This is a genomic window from Microcoleus sp. CZ3-B2 (genome assembly GCF_036705055.1).
In the GTDB taxonomy this organism is placed as follows: domain Bacteria; phylum Cyanobacteriota; class Cyanobacteriia; order Cyanobacteriales; family Microcoleaceae; genus Microcoleus.
Window position 1 is genome coordinate 1 of sequence record NZ_JAUBTN010000073.1, and the last position, 20398, is coordinate 20398.

The window sequence follows — 20398 nt, forward strand, 5'->3', positions numbered from 1 at the left end:
TAGAGACATAAGATAGGCTGCACACTGAAATTATATTTTGACTATTATAGGATCAATCATTCTGTGGCGTTCTCTAAAGCTCAAGTGACTTTACGCATTGACAGTGATGTTTTGGAGTGGTTTAAATCTCAAGGTCGTGGTTATCAAACCCAGATCAATACCTTACTGCGAGAATACATGAAAGCCCATCAATAATGGATTTGCTATTTTTTGTTATTATTTCATTTGTTTTACTTTTATTTAGTGCGATTAAAGGTTATTTTGTACTTTATCCGTTGCTAGCTTCTATGGCAATTTTTATTGCCATTTTGTTGAGAAGGGGATTTCAGATAAACAGCTTAATCAAAATGGCTGTGGCTGGCAGTCAAAAGTCTTTTTCAGTAATCGGTATTTTACTGTTAATCGGGGCAGTCATGGCCGTATGGATGGCTGCGGGGACGGTTCCGGTTCTCGTATATTGGGGAATTAAATTAATTAGCCCTCAATATTTTATTTTTTGGGCGTTTATCTTAACTAGCACGGTTTCTGTGCTGCTGGGAACTTCCTTTGGTACTGCGAGCACTATCGGCATTGCTTTAACGATCGCAGCCAAGGGCAGCGGTGTCAATCCCAATACGATCGCGGGGGCAATAATTGCCGGAGCTTATTTTGGCGATCGGTGTTCTCCCATGTCTTCTAGCGCTAATTTGATTGCCGCCATTACCCGCACAGACATTTATAAGAACCTCAAAAATATGGCGGTAACAGCTTTTTATCCGCTGATAGTTTCCAGCATCTTGTATTTAATCTTATCCTTAGCAAATCCCGTAGAAGTTGCTGGCAATAACCTGGCTTTGGAACTTGGCAAAGCCTTCAATCTCAACTGGATAACTTGGTTGCCAGCCTTGACAATTTTAATTCTTTGTGTTTTGCGAGTTGAGGTCAAAATTGCCATGACTGTTAGTCTAATTGCCGGAAGTGCGATCGCCATTTTCGTGCAAGGTTATTCGCCGATCGAGATTCTGCAATTCGCGATCGCCGGATTCAAGTTAGAATCAACTTCGAGTTTAAAAGATATTGTGGCGGGAGGAGGGATTTTGTCGATGGTCAAAGTTTCAATAATTGTAATTGTATCGACAGCATTTGCCGGCCTTTTTGCGGGGACGAAAACGCTAGAATTTATTGAATTGTATCTAAACAAAGCTCGATCGAGAGGTGATTTATTTTTGGGAACGACAATCATAGCCATTTTATCCGCAGCATTTGGCTGTACCCAAACAATCGCAATCCTCCTGACTCATCAGTTAGTTGAGGAAAAATACCGAAAAGAAGGATTAGATAATTATCAAATTGCTGTAGATTTAGAAAACACCGCTGTTGTGATTTCTCCCTTAATTCCTTGGAATATTGCCGGATTAGTGCCTGCAACCATCTTGAGCGTCAATGCAGATTTTATCCCTTATGCCTTTTATTTGTATCTCATTCCTTTGTTTAACTTAATTCAAATTAAATTGGCTAAACCTCACAAAAATTCGCCTACTAATAAATGAATAATAGAGTATCAATCGGTTATGTTTTGGCAGTAGTTGCGACTGCTATTTGGGCCGGTAATTTCATCGTTGCTAGAGCTTTGAATCAGGATGTTTTGCCGATCGGTCTAGCTTTCTGGCGATGGACGATTGCTGTGGCTACATTAGCACCATTCACCGTGCGGGCGGCAGTTGCAGATTGGAAATTGATTCAAAAATCTCTCCCTTACTTGACTGTATCGGCCCTGTTAGGCGTGACTACTTTTAACACTTTGATCTATGTTGCCGGTCACACAACCCTGGCGGTGAATATGGCGTTAATTGCCAGTTTTTCCCCGGTTTTTATTGTACTTATGTCTCGTCTTTTTTACGGAGAAACTATCTCGTTAACGCGCGCTGCCGGCATTGCGATCGCCGTCAGCGGTGTTGTATTGTTAATCGCGGGAGGCTCGTTAGAAAGGCTGCTGAGTATTTCCTTTGCGATCGGCGATTTGTATATGCTATTGGCATCTATCATCTTTGCTGGCTACACTATGCTGGTGAAGCGCAAGCCACCCAACCTGCGGATGACAACTTTCACTTTATGCACTTTTAGCTTGGGGCTGTTGTTTTTATCGCCCTTCTATGCACTGGAATGTTGGATTTATCACCCTGTGGCGTTCAATCCTTCGATCGCCCTGGCGTTACTTTATGTGGGGGTTCTGTCGTCGGTGGTGGCGTTTCTGGCGTGGAATCAGGCGATCGCCCTGATTGGCCCGAACCGCACAGCCTTAATCTATTACCTGATTCCAGTGTTTAGCGGTATTGCTGCGTGGCTGTTTCTCGGTGAAGCGATTTCGTTGGTGCATATTTTTAGTGCATTGGCGATCGTCTGTGGCATTATTATTACTAATCGCACTAAATCAAGCCTTGTCAGAATCAGGAACATACCGAAAAATTGAATTATATTATATCAGATAACATGACTATCATCAAGTTTGTAATGAGGACTTCAGTTTTTTCATCAGCCTTTTAGTGGATCGCGACTAAAGTCCTTACTACAAAAGATCTCTACCTATTGCACTAACCCAATTATCTGATTACTTTGGCAGCGGTGCCAAGACTTTCTCGGAATGATTCGCCGCCACCGCCGCAAATAAAGCCTCATAATGATTCAAAGCTTCCTCAAATCCGTAATTCTCCACAGCATAATTTCTACCTTGTTCCCCCAACGCATTCACCTTAGCAGGATGCAGATACAAATCCTCCACAGCATCAGCCAAAGCCTCCGCATCTTCCGGCGCTATTACAACCCCGCCACCGCTTTGCTGGACTGCTTTATGCGCCGTACCAGTTTCGGGAACCGATGCCAAAATTGCCCTACCGCTAGCGAGAATTACTTGAATTTTTGAAGGCATATTAAAGTTAGTAACGCGCAGCTTTTGTACGACTAAACTCACATCAGCAGCAGCTAACAGTTCCGGCAATTTTTCTCGCGGTTCAAAGGGTAGCAACATTACATTAGTAGCTTTATAAGTTTCGCAATCTTTTTGCAAACGCGCTAGTGCTGTTGATTCTCCGACAATTACAAAAGCAATTTCAACTATGTGTTTCAAACGGGCTGCTGCTTTGACAACTGTTTGCAATCCCTGAGTCAGGGCAATATTTCCAGCATACAGAACGACAAATTTGCCCTTGAGTTTGTGGGTTTCTCGAAAGGGGTTATTTTCTTTGGGTAAGGGGCGAATGAAATTGACATCTACCCAATTGGGAAGGCAAACTATTTTTTCTGGGGGTACTCCCTGAGAGTGCAATTTTTTGATAAAACCGCTGTCGATGACGCTGACTTGGCTGGCTGTGCTGTAGGCAAATTTTTCTAAGGCGTCAGCAATCTTAATTAGCAGTCCGTTTTTTTTCACCAAGCCGACGCGCACGGCTGCTTCTGAGACTATATCCTGTACGTTGAGGACGATCGGGCAAGCGCGACTCCAGCCGTAGAGGGCAACAGGGACGCAAATCGGTAAAGGCGGCATTGTCGAGAAAATTACGTCGGGGCGCCAGCCGCTGAAGGCTTGGACGGCGCTGGAGAGGACAAAACTGCCGTCTAGTAAAAGTCTGTCTAGGAGGCTGGGATGGGGGCCGTTGACGCGCAGGTAGCTGCGCTGAATTGTGACGCCTTTGTGTTCTTCGGTGAGGTAAAATTTGCCCTGATATTGCGGATAAATCCGGCGCTGGGGATAGTTGGGCATTCCGGTGATGACTCGCACTTGGTGGCCGCGCTTGACTAAGCCTTGCGCTAGTTCTGTCATCAGGGGGGCAATGCCGATCGGCTCTGGATAGTAGTTATAGGAATAAATTAGAATACGCATAATATTTATTTGGCAGCAAATTGTCCTGCCGCGACGCGAGTCTACACCCGGTGAGTTGCAGAGGATGTGGTTGGGTTCCGGGTAGCACAACAGGGGGCGGTGCTGGAACCTTCCACTTTTTGCAAAAGAAGCCGCTCTGGATCGGGCGGGCCGCAAGCGCTTTCAGGTAAGGTTTTTTCGCATTACCAAACAGTTGCGGCGATCGTCGGTACGGATATACCGAAGATCGTCTGTGAGCTTGTACATGAACACAAGTCCCCTTTCTCCTTCTCTGTCTAAGGGATCGCGCTGCTCTTGCATGATCGAGTGCAGCTTTGCTTCCAGGTTGAATGGTTGACCCCTGTCCCAAATCCTAATTTCTAAGTAATCGGCAAACACTTTTACCTCAATGTCGATCGGCGTCGCGGAGGGCAAGTTCTGGTGAGCGTGGCGGACAGCGTTTGTAAAGCCTTCGTTGACGATCAGCCGGCACTGCCACCAGAAATCCGCCGGCAGCAGCGGCAAAACTATATTCTCCAACCATTCCAAAATGGATGTTAAAGCCTCCAAGTCTGTTTCAACTTGAAGGTGCGACTCGGCCTTTGGTTGCTCGTTTTTCATTTTTTTTCCCCCTTGTCGGCCCCCACCAGCGCTATACTCAGCACCGGAAAGAGAGGAAAATGAGGACTCTGTCTTGGCAACATATTAGTTAAGTCAAGCTTGAGTTGAAGAAGCTCGTTTTGCCTCAAGGTGAGCATTCCTTTCGCACCATTTACTCGCACAGAAAATGAGAGACTTCCGATACTGTAACCCGCCTCAATAGGGCGTTTAAATTGGGAAAATTCCCGATTCAGCTTGCGACGAGTGGTTTGAGTTTCCACCGTGTTAGCAGTCGGTACTTTTGTGACGATCCTACTCTGAATCAAAGATTACAGTGTAGGCATCTGAGTCCTGTTAAGGATATCGAGATCTTCCTTCGAGGTACTCCAAAATGTTTCTCTCGATCGGCGTTTTATAGTGAGGAACACGTCGGGCCCCACTGTTTTTGCAGTATATCAAAGATTGTTTGTTCAGGCTGTGAAGGTTTTCCCGTCCTACGGCTTCGGCGGGCTGCGCCAACGGCATCGGTCAACCTTCCATCCCACACATAAACCGGGCTTTCATCCCACCCACCTATCAAAGATTAGGTCGTGGGGATTCCCGCGCCCGCTAGCTAAACATAGGTTAGTTTTTGTCGTCATTGAAAACCCTGGTGGCGTAATTCGAGCATGACCAGAACTGCCAAATTGCTAATTCGTAGTTCGATCGCCTATTTAGCAACTAGCTGCCCATTTTTTCGGTGTGAATTTTAACACTTAATAGTAACTTAGCGATCGCTACCGAGTCTGCTTAACTAAATATCGAGTTCGAGTTCCAGCAGCCCCTCGGCAACAGCACCCGAGAGTTCAGCAATGAGTTGTTGAGGACTCCTACACAGCACCGCTATTTTTGTTAAACAGGACTGTTATAGTTTTAACAATTAGTTTCAAGTCATAGATCAGGCTCCAGTTTTCTTGATATTTTAAATCTAAACGGATGACATCTTCAAAATCGCGGACTTGAGAGCGACCGTTGACTTGCCATTCGCCAGTCATTCCGGGCTTGACATCCAAACGCTGCCACTGAGGGACTTCGTAGCGATCTACTTCGTCTGGAGTAGGCGGTCTGGTGCCGACTAGACTCATTTCGCCTTTGAGCACGTTCCAAAACTGCGGCAGTTCGTCGAGACTGGTTTTGCGTAAGATGCGCCCGACTTTGGTAATCCGCGGGTCGTTGTCATTTTTGAAAAATGCGCCAGAAGCTTGGTTTTTAATTTGGTCTTTCATAGCTTCGGCGTTGGTACACATCGATCGAAATTTCCAAATCTGAAATTTTCTCCCCATCCAGCCGCAGCGGGTTTGTGCAAAAAATATCGGGCCTGGATCGTTGATGGTGATGGCTGCGGCTATGGGTACGAACAAAATTGCTGTAATCACCAAACCGACTAGGGCCCCAAGAATGTCTATCAGCCGTTTCACCAACGATTGCACTGAGGGGTGCGTCATCGGTAGGTGGTTGTCCGGGGAGTTGGTTTCTGCCGGAGTTGAGGTGGCAGGGGTCTGCTCGATCGTTAGCACTTGATCTAAACTGGTGAGAGCAAATACTGCCATCACCTGCGGCTTCAGGCTGCGAAGCACCAAGTCGCTGCCGCGCTGTTTGGCAAATTTGAGATTGCTGACTAAAGCACCAATTCCGCTACTGTCAATAAACGTCGTGTGAGTGAAGTCTAGGACAATTTTGCTGGGAACGGTGCTTTCAGAGAAAAGTTGCTGGCAGGTTTTTTTGAAGTTTACGGCTTCAAGTACGCTCAAGCGCACGGGTATGTGAACCGAGGGAATCTCGTCGAAGTACGTAACCCGAAAATCTTCTGCCTCTGGGGTTGTGCTGACCATGAAGTCCTAGTTTCAAATTTCAAACTGATATCTTTAACCTATTCTGTCTTACCCGCTCCACCTTTACCAAATATTGTTTTTACCACCGGGCTAGCTTTATGGCAACTTTACAAAAATGCCAGAAAAGCTTGTTGCCGATCGTCCCGATATCGAAGGCCGAGGTAAACTCTAGTCTACCAGTCCCTGTTTTGGCGGAAAAATAATTTTGAACGCAGCCGCGGCCCAACTTTCACCTTTGATATCAGATACGTTCCATTGAGCGCAATAAGTAAGGTTTGTAGTGCGGACGACCCTCCGCCCTCAGCCGGAGGACTTGCATTGGACACGGGCGATCCGTTTTTGTTCTAGTAATCCACCGGACATGATATGAATCAAGATTTTGATCGCTTCTGGCCGATTAATTGTGTCTTGAAAAATTCCGATGTCTGTTTTGTAGCGGGATAGCAAGCGCAGTTAACGCTTAACAGTTAACTGGAAAGTCAAGAGTTAACCGTTAACTGAAAAATCCCTGCACCAAACGTCGGGAAATGAGGTTAAGAATTGTAGACGTTTTCTGACTGGGAGGTTTCGCGGGTGATGGGTTTGACTTTGGCTTTGGCCTTGGCTGCGTTGCGTTTGAGGGCCTGGAGACGAGCTTCGTATTTAGCCCGCTGCTGTTTTTTCGAGGTTTGCTCGATTAAGGTTTTTAAGGCGCTACCGAGGCTTTTGTAGGCGTTTGGGAGAGTGTAACCGAAGCGGGTGGCGAGGGCGAGGGCTTTTTCGTCTGCATCTACTGCTTCTTTTAAACTTTTCTCTCCGTTGTTTTTTTGGTAAAGCCTCCAGCCGGAGACGCCACACAAAGATAGGGCCAACAGCAGTAACAAGCCGTCTTGTACCCAAAGTTCGCCGACTGCGCCGCCTAAACCAATGGCGAGGGCTGCCATTTCCCAACCGTCTCTGGGGATGGTGTCGTTTTGGATTCTGGCGACTTCGTGCCAAAATAAAAGATTGCGCTGATCCATTGCTAGCTGTTCCCAGCGGATCAGGTCTATTTGAATTTCTACCTGGTCTTTGCCTATTTCTTCGCTGCGGATCAGGGTTGGATTAACTTCTATTGTTTTTTCTACTGTTACCCAACTTTGGAGTTCTGGGGGCAGTATATTTTTCAAGCGCCGGATCTCACTCATCTCGGCTCTTGCTGTAGAGGTTGCATAGGATGTCATAGCTCCGGCCTATTGATTTTCCAAAGGTTAATATGTGTCTATTTCTGTGAGTATAGCAAACCTTGAATCAAAATTTTGTCTGGCAGCGGGGGCGATTCACGCTCGGGATAGCTACGTTTAACGACCTTTTGGCAATTTTACTCGATTTTACTCTGCTTGGCGGGGCGATCGCAACTGCCTGCTACATCCTTAACTTTCGACTACTCGATCAAAGGTTGAATTTCTTGCCACAATTTCGACCAAGCCACCAAAATATCAGGCTGAGAAGTTATCCTTTTTTTTGCTAAAAATAGCACTTCTGCATCGAAGGAGAATCCTTTCAACTGTTGATAGTTGAAAATATCAAATTTTTCTAATTTTTATACTCAGGGTTCGAGGTGTTCGAGGGATTACGCTAAGTCGCCATTCATGAAAAAAATGCAGTCTGTGTCTAAATCTTTACATCGTTTTTTCAACGCATATTCTTTGCCTTGAAGCTGGCTGTAAGAAATTAGTTAAATGTGATGTGTGGGGAAAGCTTTCAGTTTATTTTAGATGAGTTTTCGGGTATTGCCGGTCGAGCCGTCGTTAACAATGATAAAATTATAACCGTGATTTTTTTGAGAAAATTCTCAAATTTTGTCACAGGTTTGCTCTATGCAGTTTGCTTTGTTGTAAACAGGCTTAATTACTGCGATTTTTGTGATTGTTGTTCGATCGGACGATCGCTCAAAGATACTACCACCTAGGGCGGGAAATCACAAGTCAAAAATTACAGGTAAAACTTCGGGTAAGAAATAAGCATGGTCAACTTGGGGCGCTAGTTGCATGAAAAGTGCGATCGGTATAAATTGTATCATGCTAGACTTGCCTTAGCCGATATTTAAGGACGACACGGGCGATCGACAATCTCAATGCTCCCAGCACCAGGCCCCGAAAAACCCTCATACTGCCGCCATAACCCTTTACCTCATAAGGTTGTAATTGTCAATGGTAAATTATTTAATTAACAAATGGCCCGAGTATTTTCAGCCTGGTATTACGTCCAAAAAAAAACGAATTATTAGCTTTTTACTAGCCTTTTTCCTAACTTTCATCACCTATCAAACCATCTTAGAAATCGTCACAGTAGAAATTCCGATTTTTGGCTTTCACGATATTGTAAACCTTCAGAATCCCCAGGAAATACCGCCGCAGCGGCGAGATTCTCCCGGCGACTACAGCCAGCAAAACTTAGAGCCTTTTTTAGAAGATTTAGTCATTCATAACTATTGGTTTTTGTCAACCCAAGAACTTTACGAATATTTCATCGCCAATCCCAAAAAGCCGATACCGAGTGAATATCGCGGACGCAAAAAAGTTATGATTACTTTTGACGATGGAAACGAAAGCATTTATACCCACGTACTGCCGATTTTAGAAAGACTCGAAAATAAATACGGCAAAAAAACTAAAGTAGTTGTATTTATCAACTCCGGCTTCTTGGGCCATCAAGACTCGCTCATCAAAAAGGTAACTTGTCAAAATTTGAGAGACGGAATGCAGCAAGGTTATTATGACATTCAATCCCACGGGCTGAATCACGAAAACCTTACAAAAGTTTCTGCAAAAGCATTAAAGAGAGAATTATCGGAAGACCAAATTAGACTGAGGAAATGCACCCAAGATTTAGACCAAAATCGGACAGTCGCCTCGCACATAGCCTACCCGTTTGGCGCTGTCAACAAACAAGTTGACAAATACGTTGCTAAATATTTTTACTCAGGATACTTGTACAACAGCTTAAAACTCAAATTGCGCTTTTTCCCAGCCAATCAATACCGAATTTCGAGGTTGACAGTGAATAAAAAACACTCAACAAAAAGACTCAGCAGCTTAGCTTCAGGAAGCTGGCTACACAAATTAATTGGCAAGTAACATTTGGCAACTATACAGCAGTCAAAACAAATCGGTAAGTGCATTGGAATACACAACATCAGAGTCACAAAACACGGTGAAAAACGAAAAGATTTTGGCAGTTGCTGCGGTTTCCCAACGCGCCGACGCGCTGGATGCGCTGCGGGGAATAGCAGTTTTAGCAATGGTTTTATCAGGTACAATAGCCCGCAAAACATTGCCGGCGTGGATGTATCACGCCCAACTCCCTCCACCAGACCACGTTTTTAATAACAAACTAGCAGGATTAACCTGGGTTGATTTAGTTTTCCCCTTCTTTCTGTTTGCAATGGGTGCCGCAATACCCCTAGCTTTGTCCCGCCGCATCGCCAAGGGATGGGATACAAAAAAAGTAGTTTTATTTATTTTGCAAAGAGGCTGTTTATTGGCATTTTTTGCCATATTTCTCCAGCACATTCGTCCGACTGTAATTAGCCCGGAGGAAGCTAGCAGACTAAAGTGGTGGCTGGGATTGTGCGGATTTTTCCTATTATTTTTGATGTACGTTCGCTGGCCTCAAAAGTGGTCTGCATGGCTGCGTAGGGGATTGACTCTGGCTGCTTGGAGTGCGGGAATAGTCTTCGTATCTCACATCAAATATCCCAGCGGTGTAGGATTTTCAGTTGACCGCAGCGACATCATCTTGATGGTACTTGCAAATATGGCCGTTTTCGGGTCGCTAATTTGGCTGTTTACTCGTTCAAATGTGTGGCTGCGAGTAGGAATTTTGGGCCTGTTGTTAGCGGCGCGACTGTCTTCTTCTGCTGACGGTTGGATTAACTTAGTTTGGTCGTCCTCTCCTGCACCTTGGCTGTTTCAATTTGATTATTTGAAGTATTTATTTGTGGTGATTCCCGGTACTGTTGTCGGGGATTTACTGAATCGGTGGATAGAGTATTATTCGCCGGCAGAGTCGAGTTATGCGAAGTGGAAAAATTGGCGCTATTTTAGCATTCTGGTTTTGATGTTGGCGATTGATTTAATCTTGTTAATTGGACTGCAAGCTAGATGGGTGTGGCAAACTTCTTTAGTGACGCTGATGCTGTGTTTGTGCGGTTGGGTTTTGTTGAAAAAACCTGGAAATGTCACGGAAAATTTATTGAACCACCTTTACAAATGGGGGTTTTATTGGCTGGCTTTGGGTTTGCTGTTTGAGCCTTATCAAGGGGGAATTAAGAAAGATTCGGCGACGATGAGTTACTTTTTTGTAACGGCGGGAATGGCGATTTTTCTGTTAATTGGGTTGACGGTAATTATCGATGTGTTTCAGAAAAGATGGTTTTTGCAGTTATTTATTGATAATGGGTTAAACCCGATGATTGGCTACGCAGGATTTGCTAACATTATCTGGCCGATTCTGGTTTTAACTAAATGGGAACCGGTGATTGTTGAGATGACTTCAAGCAATCCGTTTATGGGGTTTTTGAGGGGTTTTGGATATACGGCGATTTTGGCGTTAATTGTGATGGGGTTTACCAGGTTGAAACTATTTTTGAGAACGTGAAATAATTAAAGGGCGAGAACATCTTCACGTTTGGTAAATATAATGTCCTCATCGGCTTGCCTAAATTCAATATTAAACTTATCAAACACAACTTCTCGCCCTAAAAGCATGATATCATTTCCGGTTTGCGATCGTCACAAAAAAGGTTCGTAGTACAGACTTGCACACGCTTTCATTTTGCGGACTTATGTCCGCACTACGAACGAATCTGATTGCGGTAAATCGAACGGAAATAATAGGACATCTGCTTTTGCAGGGGTTTTGTTCCTAGATGATGCTGTGATTGGCTAGAGAGATTTGCTTGGAAAATCCTAGGGAGTTACAGTCTATGAAACTGACTTGAGAATGCCACTTTCTAGCTGATAAATTGCTGCCATAATTCCAGTTTCAGGATTTGTGAGCAGGGATTTTTTGACATCTTTCAAGTATTCTACAATGTGTTCCCGCAAAATCGGTCTTTCTACTGTGACTGTGTGATTGTAATCCCACAAATCCCAGATGATTATGCCGATGCCGACAATCGGGTCGATTAAGCCTACTCCCAACTGACTTGCAACTGTACCGCCTGTTTTTGTAGCTACTTTGGCCGCGGCTTTGCTGGCAACTTTTGCGGTAACTTTGCTGCCAATTTTTGCAGCCATTCCTAATATTAAGGGTTTAGCAATTAAGTAACCGCTGCCGCCAACTAATACTTTTAATGATAAATTAGAAATGTTTCCTTGATCATTAATTGTGGTGGCAATATCGTTGAGATGTTTGTCCCAATGTACTTGCGGTATGTTATAATTATTTTGAACTACTTTTACATTTTTGCTAACTTCGGCTATGTACAAGTTAGCAGTATCTTGAGTGATTAATTGAAATCGCATTTGAGCGTTTTTGGGAACCAGCACGCGGTTAGCAAATTCTCTTTGGAAGTCTTCGGTTAATTTTTCAGCAACAGATTGAGATGCTGCTGTCATGTCAAATTTGTTGAATACGGCGGATTTGACGAAAGTGAAAGGGACTGTAAACTCCATCTTTTTTTGATTGAAGTAATCGAAGTACCAATCGAGGAAGTTGTTGTCTACTCGTGCAATTACTTCGGTTTCCCATTTGTCCAATTCTTTTGATGCAAAAGCTTCGGCTGTTGTATGGGATTGTTGGATGGCGTTTTTGATGTCTTGGTTGACTTTGCTGAAGTCGTGGGGCAGGGAGACTACAACGGCTGTGGTTGCAGTATTTGTTAGGGACTGGGATATGAGAAAGTTACCTAATAGGGGAATGATGACTACTAGAATGACAACTGTCCAAACCATCGGTGTCACGGTTTTGATAAACTGACCGAGCACCTTGAGGCGTTCTGTTTTTTCTGAATAGCTGATTTTTGGGTTTTCTCGACTCATGGCGGTTCTGCAAGTGATGAGAATGGGGGCTAGTTTCGATTATAGGCGGCGCTTCCTGAATTGTGTTGCGGGGGAGTAGCCTGGGATTCTGGAAGGGTTGGGAAAATAAGTAGGTGGAGCGAAATTAAAACTGCGATCGCACTTTTCATCCGCGTTCATCTGCGTTAATCTGCCTGTATCAGCGGTTCATCAAAAAATCCTGTTCGCGCCGATCAAACAATATAAATAACTTTCTAACTCCAATACTCCGGACAGTTTTTGGAACGAGACTACAAGCTTACGCGGGGCAAGGATCGTAAAAAAGTCTAATTAAATGAATGAGCGGGGTGGAGCTGACATTGATTTAATTATCCACAGGGGCTGCGAAGTCAAGCGAAAATAAGCCATTGGGCCAGATAAAAACTGTCCGGAGTATTGTAACTCAACAACCACTGTTGAATCTGAAAAAATATCACGCGCTGCTGCTATCAAGTTGCCCCTTCGCAAAGAAGAAATCCAATCACTTAAAAAGTCAGTAAGTAACTGGGCAATTCGCCGAAGTCCGAAGGATAGGCGACTAGAAGTTAGCTTAAACGTATGGGCGGCGATCCACCGCCCGAAATGCAAGGCTGTTTTACATGAGTTACAGCGGCGCGTGACTATCTAATTCTAACAAGTTCCAGTTATTTATAGCAAGCATTTTAGTAAAGAATGCGAGCGCCTATCTTTAAAAATCAGAATCCTTGGTAGCGCGAGTATAATATCTGATACGTTGGGCTATTAATGCTTTCAATCTTTTTACAAAATTGAGCTGTGTTCTGTCATCATCTTCTGATGGCGAACTTGTCAAGTCACGCAGCAATTCTAATAATTCTGCCTCTGTTAACTGTTTCAGTGATTGCTTCTTGTAAATTTTATTCAAATAAATATCCGTATATATTTTGGAAAATTTCAATTCCTGAAATTTAGTATCAATCAGAGCCACTATGTCGGAGCGACTCAGAAGCGGTTGACTGACATTAGGAACTTTAGGATTTTTTTTGCGCCCGTATTTCTCTTTAATCCGGTCAATCTGCTCTTTAAATTTAGCACCTTTTTCAGGATGGACCATTGAGACAAAATTGGCAAAACCCTCAATTGATGCTATGATATCCTCAGACTGTCCCCAGTTGTGACCTTCGAGACCGTCTTTTTCAATTTGATAAAGAACAGCACGAAAATTTTTGAGCTTTTCTCTTGAAACGTTAAGTTTGTCGTTAACTACAATACCAGTAACTTCCTGCTGCTGATATCTGCGAATAACTCTAGTTTTCTGTTCATTAATCTCAAAGTCTTCTTGCTCAACAATAAACCTGGTGTTTTGGAAGATATTACAGATATTGCGGAGACTCTCACCGGAAGTAGAAAAAGTTAGGTCATCAGCATAGCGAGTATAATCAAAGCCATATTGTTTCGCCATCGAATGTAATCGCCGATCCAGTCTGCGACACAGAACATTGGTAATTGCGGGACTTGTTGGCGCTCCCTGTGGCAAGTATCGTTCAGTCCACGAAAGTAAGAAGGCTGTTTTACCGTTCGCTTCAATCTCTTTCATTTTCGGTTCAGTACAAATCAACCCAAAAATTGTTGAGGCAGTTTCCGAATAGCCGAATGATTTGAAAAGTCCCTTAACTCGTATGTAGGAAATAGAAGGAAAAAAATCTTTGAGATCGATATTGATGATGACTTCTTTGCCTATATGATGCTCTGCATTCGTAGCTATAGAATGTTTAAGGCGAAAACCGTGAGCAGCCTCGTGTAGTTGGATGTTTTCTAAAATATTCTCAAGAATCCACTTTTGAGCTTTCTTCAACAAGTGTGTCGGTGCTGATATTTTCCTATTTCCACCCGTTTTTTTCGGAATTTGGAAACGGATGTAATGGTGTTTTTTGCGGGAAAAAGCTAGAAAGCGCAATCCTTTGACACTAATCTCCATAGCTAGGGCGATCGCTTCATGGGAGTTACACAATGGCAAGTTGTTGCTTTGCAATCGCTCCGGATCGAACTTCGCATTGTTAATACGCTTCTTCTGCAAAACCTGACTGTGTTTTAGTCGCCGAGAAAGTCTGCCCTCTAGCTGTTCAAACTCGCCTTCTATAGAACCCTCAATGTCTTGTATTATACAATTTATATCGCAAGATGACATAAACTCGTCGGGAAATGCGTCTACCAGATCGTCATAGCACTCGAACCAATTTTCATGATGAAATATCCAATTATATTCAGTATCTGATTGTACCTTTTCAGTTTTCTTGAAACAATTTTGCTCAATAAATATTTGTAACTTCTGGGATCTATTCGTATATTCTTTATCGTTTAAGAGCCTTGCCGCTTGCTGTAAATCTTCAAGAGCCTCCTGCTTATCTGTTTGCCGCCTGCGAATCAAACCTCGGTAGTGATAGGCTTGGACGCAGTTTATATCGTGACTGATGGCTTGGTTAAAACATTCAAAAGCCTCGCCGTAGTTGCGTTGCATATAATAAGAAATTCCTTGAACAATGAGCTCACTGATATCCATATTATTTTTTAGCTTGCTTTACTTAACAGAACCAAAATGTACTGGTCAAGACTAACTCCTTCCCTTTCCGCTTTTTCTGCTAAACTCAAATGTAGAGATTTAGGAATCTGTAACGATAAATTTCCGCTATACTCAATTTCCGTTGTAGGTAAAGGAATCTCATGCCCGCACTCATAAGCAGTCTCTATCCACAATTCCCTAGCTTCCTCAATGTTCTCCATTGCTTCTAGCAAAGTTTCTCCTACAGACATACAACCTGGAATGTCTTTGATGAGGACTGTATAGCCTCCTTCTGGATCTGGGTAAAAACTTACAGCATATCTCAGGTTTAAGTAATATTCTAAAGATTTATTCTTCAATTCTATCTTCTGATTCATTGCTCCATTCCTCTAGTTTCAATAGCGCAACAATTTGCTTTACGTATACTCCTTTTACCTTTTGACCGCCTTTTTTAGGAACTGTAATATTTAATCCATCAGTATTGACAAAAGTATGGTGACTTCCTTTCGATCGCTTTTCTTCAAACCCAAAAGCAGTTAGGATATAGCACACATCGTCAAACCGGACTTCTGGTGGATTTGCTAAAAATTGTTCTACCAGTTTTCCTAACTTGCCCATAATTTTTTATGGATGCTTATACTATTCTAATAAATAAGGGTGGGCATTGCCCACCCTCGCTAGGAATCAGATGTAATTCAGAAACTAAACCTTCGCTTCATTCTTCACCAAATTACCCCAACCCAAATCCTTCAGCGAATTATTCCGGCGCAGCGGGCGAGTCACCAACTCCAGAATATCCCGCGCATTACCAAAGCCGTGAATTTGAGCAAAAGTAAACTCTACTGACCACTTAGTATTAATTCCCCGCGCTTCCAAAGGATTAGCGTGAGCCATACCAGTAATCACCAAGTCGATATTCTGCTCGTAAATCCGCTGTAGCTGATTGTAATTGTCTGGTTTCTCGACAATCCGAGGAGTAGGAACTCCCATCTCGTGACAAGTCTTTTCTAACAAAGCCAATTCAGCGGCTTGATAGCGTTTGTCCATGTAGGGAATGCCGATTTCGGGACAAGTCATGCCGCAGCGAATCAAGAAACGCGCTAAAGAAATTTCTAGCAAATTGTCGCCCATGAAGAAGACAGATTTGCCGCGAATTATTTGCAGGTAATCTTCTAAGCCGGCCCAGATTTGTGCTTCCCGTTCGTCTAAACCTTTGGGTTCAATTCCCAACACTGAGCAAATCTTTTCAATCCACGCGCGAGTTCCGTCTGGCCCGATCGGGAATGGAGCACCAATTAGCTTGCACTTGCGGCGGCGCATCAACGTAGAAGCGGTACGGGACAAGAACGGATTCATGCCAGATACATAATAGCCTTCTTCCAATACTGGCAATTCAGTGTAGCGCTTGGAAGGCAGCCAGCCGGAAACTTTGATTCCTTGCTTCTTCAATTCTAAGGTTAGCTGAGTGACAACTGGGTCTGGTAAGGAACCGAAAAGTACCAGCGGTGTGTGCTTGACATATTCGGATTCATCGGCTGCAACTTCTTCTTTTTTCTTGCCGAAGTTTAGCAGTTGAGAGATGGCGTTTCTTTCCTGCTTCTGAGATTCTACTACAGGAGCTTTGTCAGGGCATTTAGCGGCCATTGCTGCTAAAACGGTATCTTCCCCTTGGGTAAAGGCGTAATCCAAGCCGTTAGCGCGGGCTGTGACGATGGGAATGCCGATTTCGGCTTCCAGCTTAGGCGCTAAGCCTTCCAAGTCCATTTTGATGATTTCGGTGGTGCAGGTGCCGATCCAGACAATGACGCTGGGGTTACGATCGCGCTTAATTTGCAAGCACAGCCGCTTCAACTCATCAAAATCGTTCAACTGAGCGGAAATATCGCCTTCTTCCAACTCAGCCATCGCATAGCGGGGTTCGGCAAAAATCATCACGCCCATTGCATTTTGCAAGAAATAGCCGCAAGTCTTGGTACCGATGACTAGGAAAAAGCTGTCTTCAATTTTTTGGTAAAGCCAAGCTACGCAGCTAATGGGACAAAATGTGTGATAATTGCCTGTTTCGCATTCAAAGTTTAAAGCTTCGGGTTCGTTAGTAGTAATAGCAGTCATATTTCAAGTGTTCTCCCTTTAAATTGTTTTTAGTCTCGAACTGGACAGGCGCGCGATGGAGTAAATAGTTGTTTTGTGCGATCGCATCTCTTGCTGCGGACAAGCATAGATTTTTTTCATCTCTAAGGATAAAAGGTGCAGCGGCGAGAAAATATCTGTTTTGTGCGATCGCGCTCGAATTGCAGCGAACAATAATAGAAATACCTGGTCTTGGCGCAAGTCCTCTGACAATATAGATGCAGCAAACTGAATATTTCTGCAGCCGCAGCATCCCAAATTGAACTTCAAAAATTCGGTACGAGGGTCTACAATCTCTCACTGCGGGGAGAGCCTTGTTTTTCAACTCGCTCAGCTAAAAACCCTTTTGATAGTTGTGAGTTTGAGTTAATTAAAAATTAACAACTCGCAACTCACAACTCACAAATAGAGCGGACAAATTTCAGACTAAGATAGCCTTGGGCGATCGCAACAACCTCATTTAAAATCAGACAAAAAACCCGAAATTTCTTCATCTTCATCATCGACATCCAAATCACCGAGACCTAGAGCATCTAAGTCATCTTCATCAGGATCTCCGGTAGTTGCTTCTCCCAGATCGTCAAGTCCGAGATCGTCGAGGTCATCATCATCATCATCAGACAGAGAGAAATCGTCCATACCGTCATCGTCCAAGTCGCCCAGATCCAGGTCTAGGTCTAGGTCATCTGAAGTCGATGCCCCAAACGGATCGGGTATTTCTTCGGCGACAAAATCTGGCTCTTCTTCCCCAAACGGATCGGATATCGCCGCTTCGAGGTCTCCAGAGGTCAAAGTCCCAAATTGTGATGAGACTTCTTCCTCATCGTCATCGCCGAGGTCGAAACCGTCCAAAGCCGAGGCTTCTTCCTCATCGTCATCGCCGAGGTCGAAACCGCCCAAAGCCAAGGCTTCTTCTTCCTCGTCATCACCGAGGTCGAGACCGCCCAAAGCCAAGGCTTCTTCTTCCTCGTCATCACCGAGGTCGAGACCGCCCAAAGCCAAGGCTTCTGCTTCTTCTTCCTCGTCATCGCCGAGGTCGAGATCGTCATCGCCGAGGTCGAGACTGCCCAAAGCCAAGGCTTCTTCTTCTTCTTCTTCCTCGTCATCGCCGAGGTCGAGACCGCCCAAAGCCAAGGCTTCTTCTTCTTCCTCGTCATCGCCGAGGTCGAGACCGCCCAAAGCCGAGGCTTCTTCTTCCTCGTCATCGCCCATATCGAAGCCAGATACGGCATCTTCCTCGTCATCGCCCATATCGAAGTCAGATAAGGCGTCTTCCTCATCGTCGCCTAGACCGAGACCGTCCAAAGCCGAGGCTTCTTCCTCGTCATCGCCCAAGTCGAAGTCAGAGACAGCTTCTTCCTCCTCATCGCCCAAGTCGAAGTCAGAGACAACTTCTTCCTCGTCATCGCCCAGGTCGAAGTCAGAGACAACTTCTTCTTCGTCATCGCCCAGGTCGAAGTCAGAGACAGCTTCTTCCTCAAACTCATCGAAGGATTCATCCTCGGAACTGAGTGCATTAGCAGCCACCAGACCGGCGACTCCGGCTACTCCCGCGACTACTCCGGCTGCTAATACCGCACCGCCCAATTGATTAGATTTCGCATCAGCGGGTGCAGCAGTTACTGTTGGAGTTGCTGCGGGTGCAGCAGTTACTGTTGGAGTTGCTGTGGGTGCAGCAGTTACTGTTGGAGTTGCTGTGGGTGCAGCAGTTGCTGTTGGAGTTGCTGTGGGTGCGGGAGATTCGCCTGCAGTCTGCAGTCCGGTAATTGAGGGCATACCCAGCGCTATGTCTGGGTCAAAATTTAGCCCCAACACTTCTATCAGACTGTCTGCATCCGGCTTTAGTTTTGAGAAGGGCAGCATTAGTTGCTGGAGTTCCGGCTCCAGGGCAGCCGCAATTCCCAGGATGAGGTAAGAAACAGGCCTTTTCCCGCCGTCGGGTGTAGCGACCGTGTTGTCAGCCGTCATGTGCAGGAGCAGCCAAGCGCGATTCGTCTGGTAGTAGTCCAACCACTTCTGTTTGAGAGCAACTGAAAAAGTATCAAAAAAAGCCATAACCTCATCCTCATCCTGATCGCTAGACGTATTAAACCATCATCAGGTCTAGCTCATCTTCCTCCTTCTTGACCACTGGTTGCACAGGATTTAGATAAAAATCTGACAGCAAGGAGAATAATTCGCGATCGGGCGTGTCGTTGGGCACTACTCCTTCAGGCATTGCCAAAATCTGGTCGGCGATGTTGAGGTAGTAATCGCAGACGTAGTTTAGGGATGGATCGCTTTCGGCCATCTCAAACAATGTTTTACCTTTGACGCGAGAAACGCGGATGTCTTCAATCAGGGGCAGCACTTCTAGCACCGGCATGGGTACGGTGTCTATGTACTTGTCAATCAAGTCGCGCTTGGATGTGCGGTTGCCAATTAAACCGGCGAGTCGCAACGGGTGAGTGCGGGCTTTTTCGCGGACTGAGGCGGCGATGCGGTTGGCTGCGAATAATGCGTCGAACCCGTTGTCGGTGACGATCATGCAGTAGTCGGCGTAGTTCAACGGGGCGGCAAAACCGCCACACACTACGTCGCCGAGCACGTCAAACAGGATGATGTCGTATTCGTCGAAGGCATTGAGCTCTTTGAGCAGTTTAACGGTCTCTCCGACTACGTAGCCGCCGCAACCAGCTCCTGCGGGGGGGCCGCCTGCTTCTACGCAGTCAACGCCGCCGTAGCCTTTGTAGATGACATCTTCAGGCCAAACGTCTTCGTAGTGATAGTCCTTTTGCTGAAGGGTGTCGATAATTGTGGGTATTAAAAAGCCTGTGAGGGTAAATGTGCTGTCGTGTTTTGGATCGCAACCGATTTGCAAAACTTTCTTGCCGCGCTTGGCTAGGGCAACGGAGATGTTGCAGCTTGTTGTCGATTTGCCAATTCCACCTTTTCCGTAAACTGCGAGTTTCACTCTTTGTTCTCCTATAGGTTTCTATCAAAACGATCGGGGCTGGGGTTTCGCGCTTTGATGTTGCGATCGCCCAAATGAAATAGCCTTTCCTCCAATGCCCTTACTGCTATGCCATTTTTGTCTATTTGGGGGTCGGCCGTGTCTTAGCTCGTTGAAAGCATTATTAGCTAACTTGCGAGGAAAAGAAAGGGGGCTGACAAATGAAAATGCTAGTAATTTGATTTATTTTGCATCTTCAGGAATCTTAGCTGCTTTTTTGATTTACAAATCAATTTTTAGCTTTTTTTTAGATTCTAAGTTAATTTTATAATGCTTTTTTTGGTTAAAGAGGAACAAAAATAAAACAAAAATTAACTTCTCCAACAATCTGGGCTTTTGGCTTTGGGGCTCTGATGCGGGCAGTTGATGGCTTGTACGGCGCGAGGGGAACGCGCACAAAGGCGCTGGTGGATGAGCCAAAGGGGAGAG

At 44.8% G+C, this 20398-nt stretch carries 18 protein-coding genes; 5 read left to right on the plus strand and 13 right to left on the minus strand.

The window, feature by feature from the left end:
• Positions 1 to 63 precede the first annotated feature (63 nt).
• The 3 genes from QUA97_RS24295 to QUA97_RS24305 all read left to right on the plus strand — a co-directional run bounded on the left by QUA97_RS24295 (position 64) and on the right by QUA97_RS24305 (position 2449).
• Complete coding sequence (locus QUA97_RS24295; protein ID WP_333196643.1) at positions 64 to 195, plus strand: BrnA antitoxin family protein; 132 nt, start codon at positions 64 to 66, stop codon at positions 193 to 195.
• A gap of 92 nt (positions 196 to 287) precedes the next feature.
• A complete protein-coding gene (locus QUA97_RS24300; RefSeq protein ID WP_333196645.1) occupies positions 288 to 1529 on the plus strand; it encodes a Na+/H+ antiporter NhaC family protein in 1242 nt (413 codons plus the stop codon).
• Complete coding sequence (locus QUA97_RS24305; protein ID WP_194065951.1) at positions 1526 to 2449, plus strand: DMT family transporter; 924 nt, start codon at positions 1526 to 1528, stop codon at positions 2447 to 2449. Before QUA97_RS24300 ends, QUA97_RS24305 begins: the two co-directional genes overlap by 4 nt.
• Positions 2450 to 2587: 138 nt before the next feature.
• Here the strand turns inward: QUA97_RS24305 and QUA97_RS24310 are convergent, their stop codons facing one another.
• From QUA97_RS24310 to QUA97_RS24330, 5 genes are all read right to left on the minus strand, one after another.
• Positions 2588 to 3856 (minus strand): WcaI family glycosyltransferase, encoded by a 1269-nt coding sequence (locus QUA97_RS24310; RefSeq protein WP_194065950.1) that lies wholly within the window; start codon positions 3854 to 3856, stop codon positions 2588 to 2590.
• 162 nt (positions 3857 to 4018) lie between these two features.
• The gene (locus QUA97_RS24315; RefSeq protein ID WP_194065949.1) at positions 4019 to 4456 is read right to left on the minus strand and encodes an ATP-binding protein; all 438 of its coding nucleotides are present in this window, start codon (positions 4454 to 4456) and stop codon (positions 4019 to 4021) included.
• On the minus strand, positions 4453 to 4761 hold the full coding sequence (locus QUA97_RS24320; RefSeq protein ID WP_333196649.1) for a hypothetical protein: 309 nt from the start codon (positions 4759 to 4761) through the stop codon (positions 4453 to 4455). The genes QUA97_RS24315 and QUA97_RS24320 overlap by 4 nt, the downstream gene beginning before the upstream one ends.
• 543 nt (positions 4762 to 5304) lie before the next feature.
• Positions 5305 to 6306 (minus strand): sugar transferase, encoded by a 1002-nt coding sequence (locus tag QUA97_RS24325; protein WP_194065948.1) that lies wholly within the window; start codon positions 6304 to 6306, stop codon positions 5305 to 5307.
• 533 nt (positions 6307 to 6839) lie between these two features.
• Positions 6840 to 7508 carry a DUF3318 domain-containing protein gene (locus tag QUA97_RS24330; protein WP_015178535.1) on the minus strand — a complete coding sequence of 223 codons (669 nt, stop codon included), beginning with the start codon at positions 7506 to 7508 and terminating at the stop codon, positions 6840 to 6842.
• Positions 7509 to 8477: 969 nt separating this feature from the next.
• Between QUA97_RS24330 and QUA97_RS24335 the strand changes: the two genes are divergently transcribed.
• Complete coding sequence (locus QUA97_RS24335) at positions 8478 to 9404, plus strand: polysaccharide deacetylase family protein (protein ID WP_333196653.1); 927 nt, start codon at positions 8478 to 8480, stop codon at positions 9402 to 9404.
• A 43-nt stretch (positions 9405 to 9447) separates the two neighbouring features.
• Complete coding sequence (locus QUA97_RS24340; RefSeq protein ID WP_333196655.1) at positions 9448 to 10926, plus strand: DUF5009 domain-containing protein; 1479 nt, start codon at positions 9448 to 9450, stop codon at positions 10924 to 10926.
• A 326-nt stretch (positions 10927 to 11252) separates the two neighbouring features.
• Here QUA97_RS24340 and QUA97_RS24345 read toward each other — a convergent pair whose 3' ends face one another.
• The 8 genes from QUA97_RS24345 to bchL all read right to left on the minus strand — a co-directional run bounded on the left by QUA97_RS24345 (position 11253) and on the right by bchL (position 19930).
• Positions 11253 to 12311, minus strand: coding sequence for a hypothetical protein (locus QUA97_RS24345; RefSeq protein WP_333196657.1), 1059 nt, complete (start codon positions 12309 to 12311; stop codon positions 11253 to 11255).
• 706 nt (positions 12312 to 13017) lie between these two features.
• Positions 13018 to 14847 (minus strand): reverse transcriptase domain-containing protein, encoded by a 1830-nt coding sequence (locus QUA97_RS24350; protein WP_228049728.1) that lies wholly within the window; start codon positions 14845 to 14847, stop codon positions 13018 to 13020.
• Between the two features lie 8 nt (positions 14848 to 14855).
• Positions 14856 to 15224, minus strand: a complete 369-nt coding sequence (locus QUA97_RS24355; RefSeq protein WP_194065944.1) for a type II toxin-antitoxin system HicB family antitoxin — start codon at positions 15222 to 15224, stop codon at positions 14856 to 14858.
• Positions 15196 to 15465, minus strand: coding sequence for a type II toxin-antitoxin system HicA family toxin (locus tag QUA97_RS24360; RefSeq protein WP_194065943.1), 270 nt, complete (start codon positions 15463 to 15465; stop codon positions 15196 to 15198). The genes QUA97_RS24355 and QUA97_RS24360 overlap by 29 nt, the downstream gene beginning before the upstream one ends.
• Positions 15466 to 15549: 84 nt before the next feature.
• On the minus strand, positions 15550 to 16959 hold the full coding sequence (locus QUA97_RS24365; RefSeq protein WP_228049727.1) for a ferredoxin:protochlorophyllide reductase (ATP-dependent) subunit N: 1410 nt from the start codon (positions 16957 to 16959) through the stop codon (positions 15550 to 15552).
• Positions 16960 to 16977: 18 nt separating this feature from the next.
• A complete protein-coding gene (locus QUA97_RS24370) occupies positions 16978 to 17190 on the minus strand; it encodes a hypothetical protein (protein WP_194065942.1) in 213 nt (70 codons plus the stop codon).
• A gap of 243 nt (positions 17191 to 17433) precedes the next feature.
• Positions 17434 to 19032, minus strand: a complete 1599-nt coding sequence (locus tag QUA97_RS24375) for a DUF5331 domain-containing protein (RefSeq protein ID WP_333196663.1) — start codon at positions 19030 to 19032, stop codon at positions 17434 to 17436.
• A 31-nt stretch (positions 19033 to 19063) separates the two neighbouring features.
• The gene (gene bchL, locus QUA97_RS24380) at positions 19064 to 19930 is read right to left on the minus strand and encodes a ferredoxin:protochlorophyllide reductase (ATP-dependent) iron-sulfur ATP-binding protein (protein WP_194065940.1); all 867 of its coding nucleotides are present in this window, start codon (positions 19928 to 19930) and stop codon (positions 19064 to 19066) included.
• Positions 19931 to 20398: the final 468 nt, after the last annotated feature.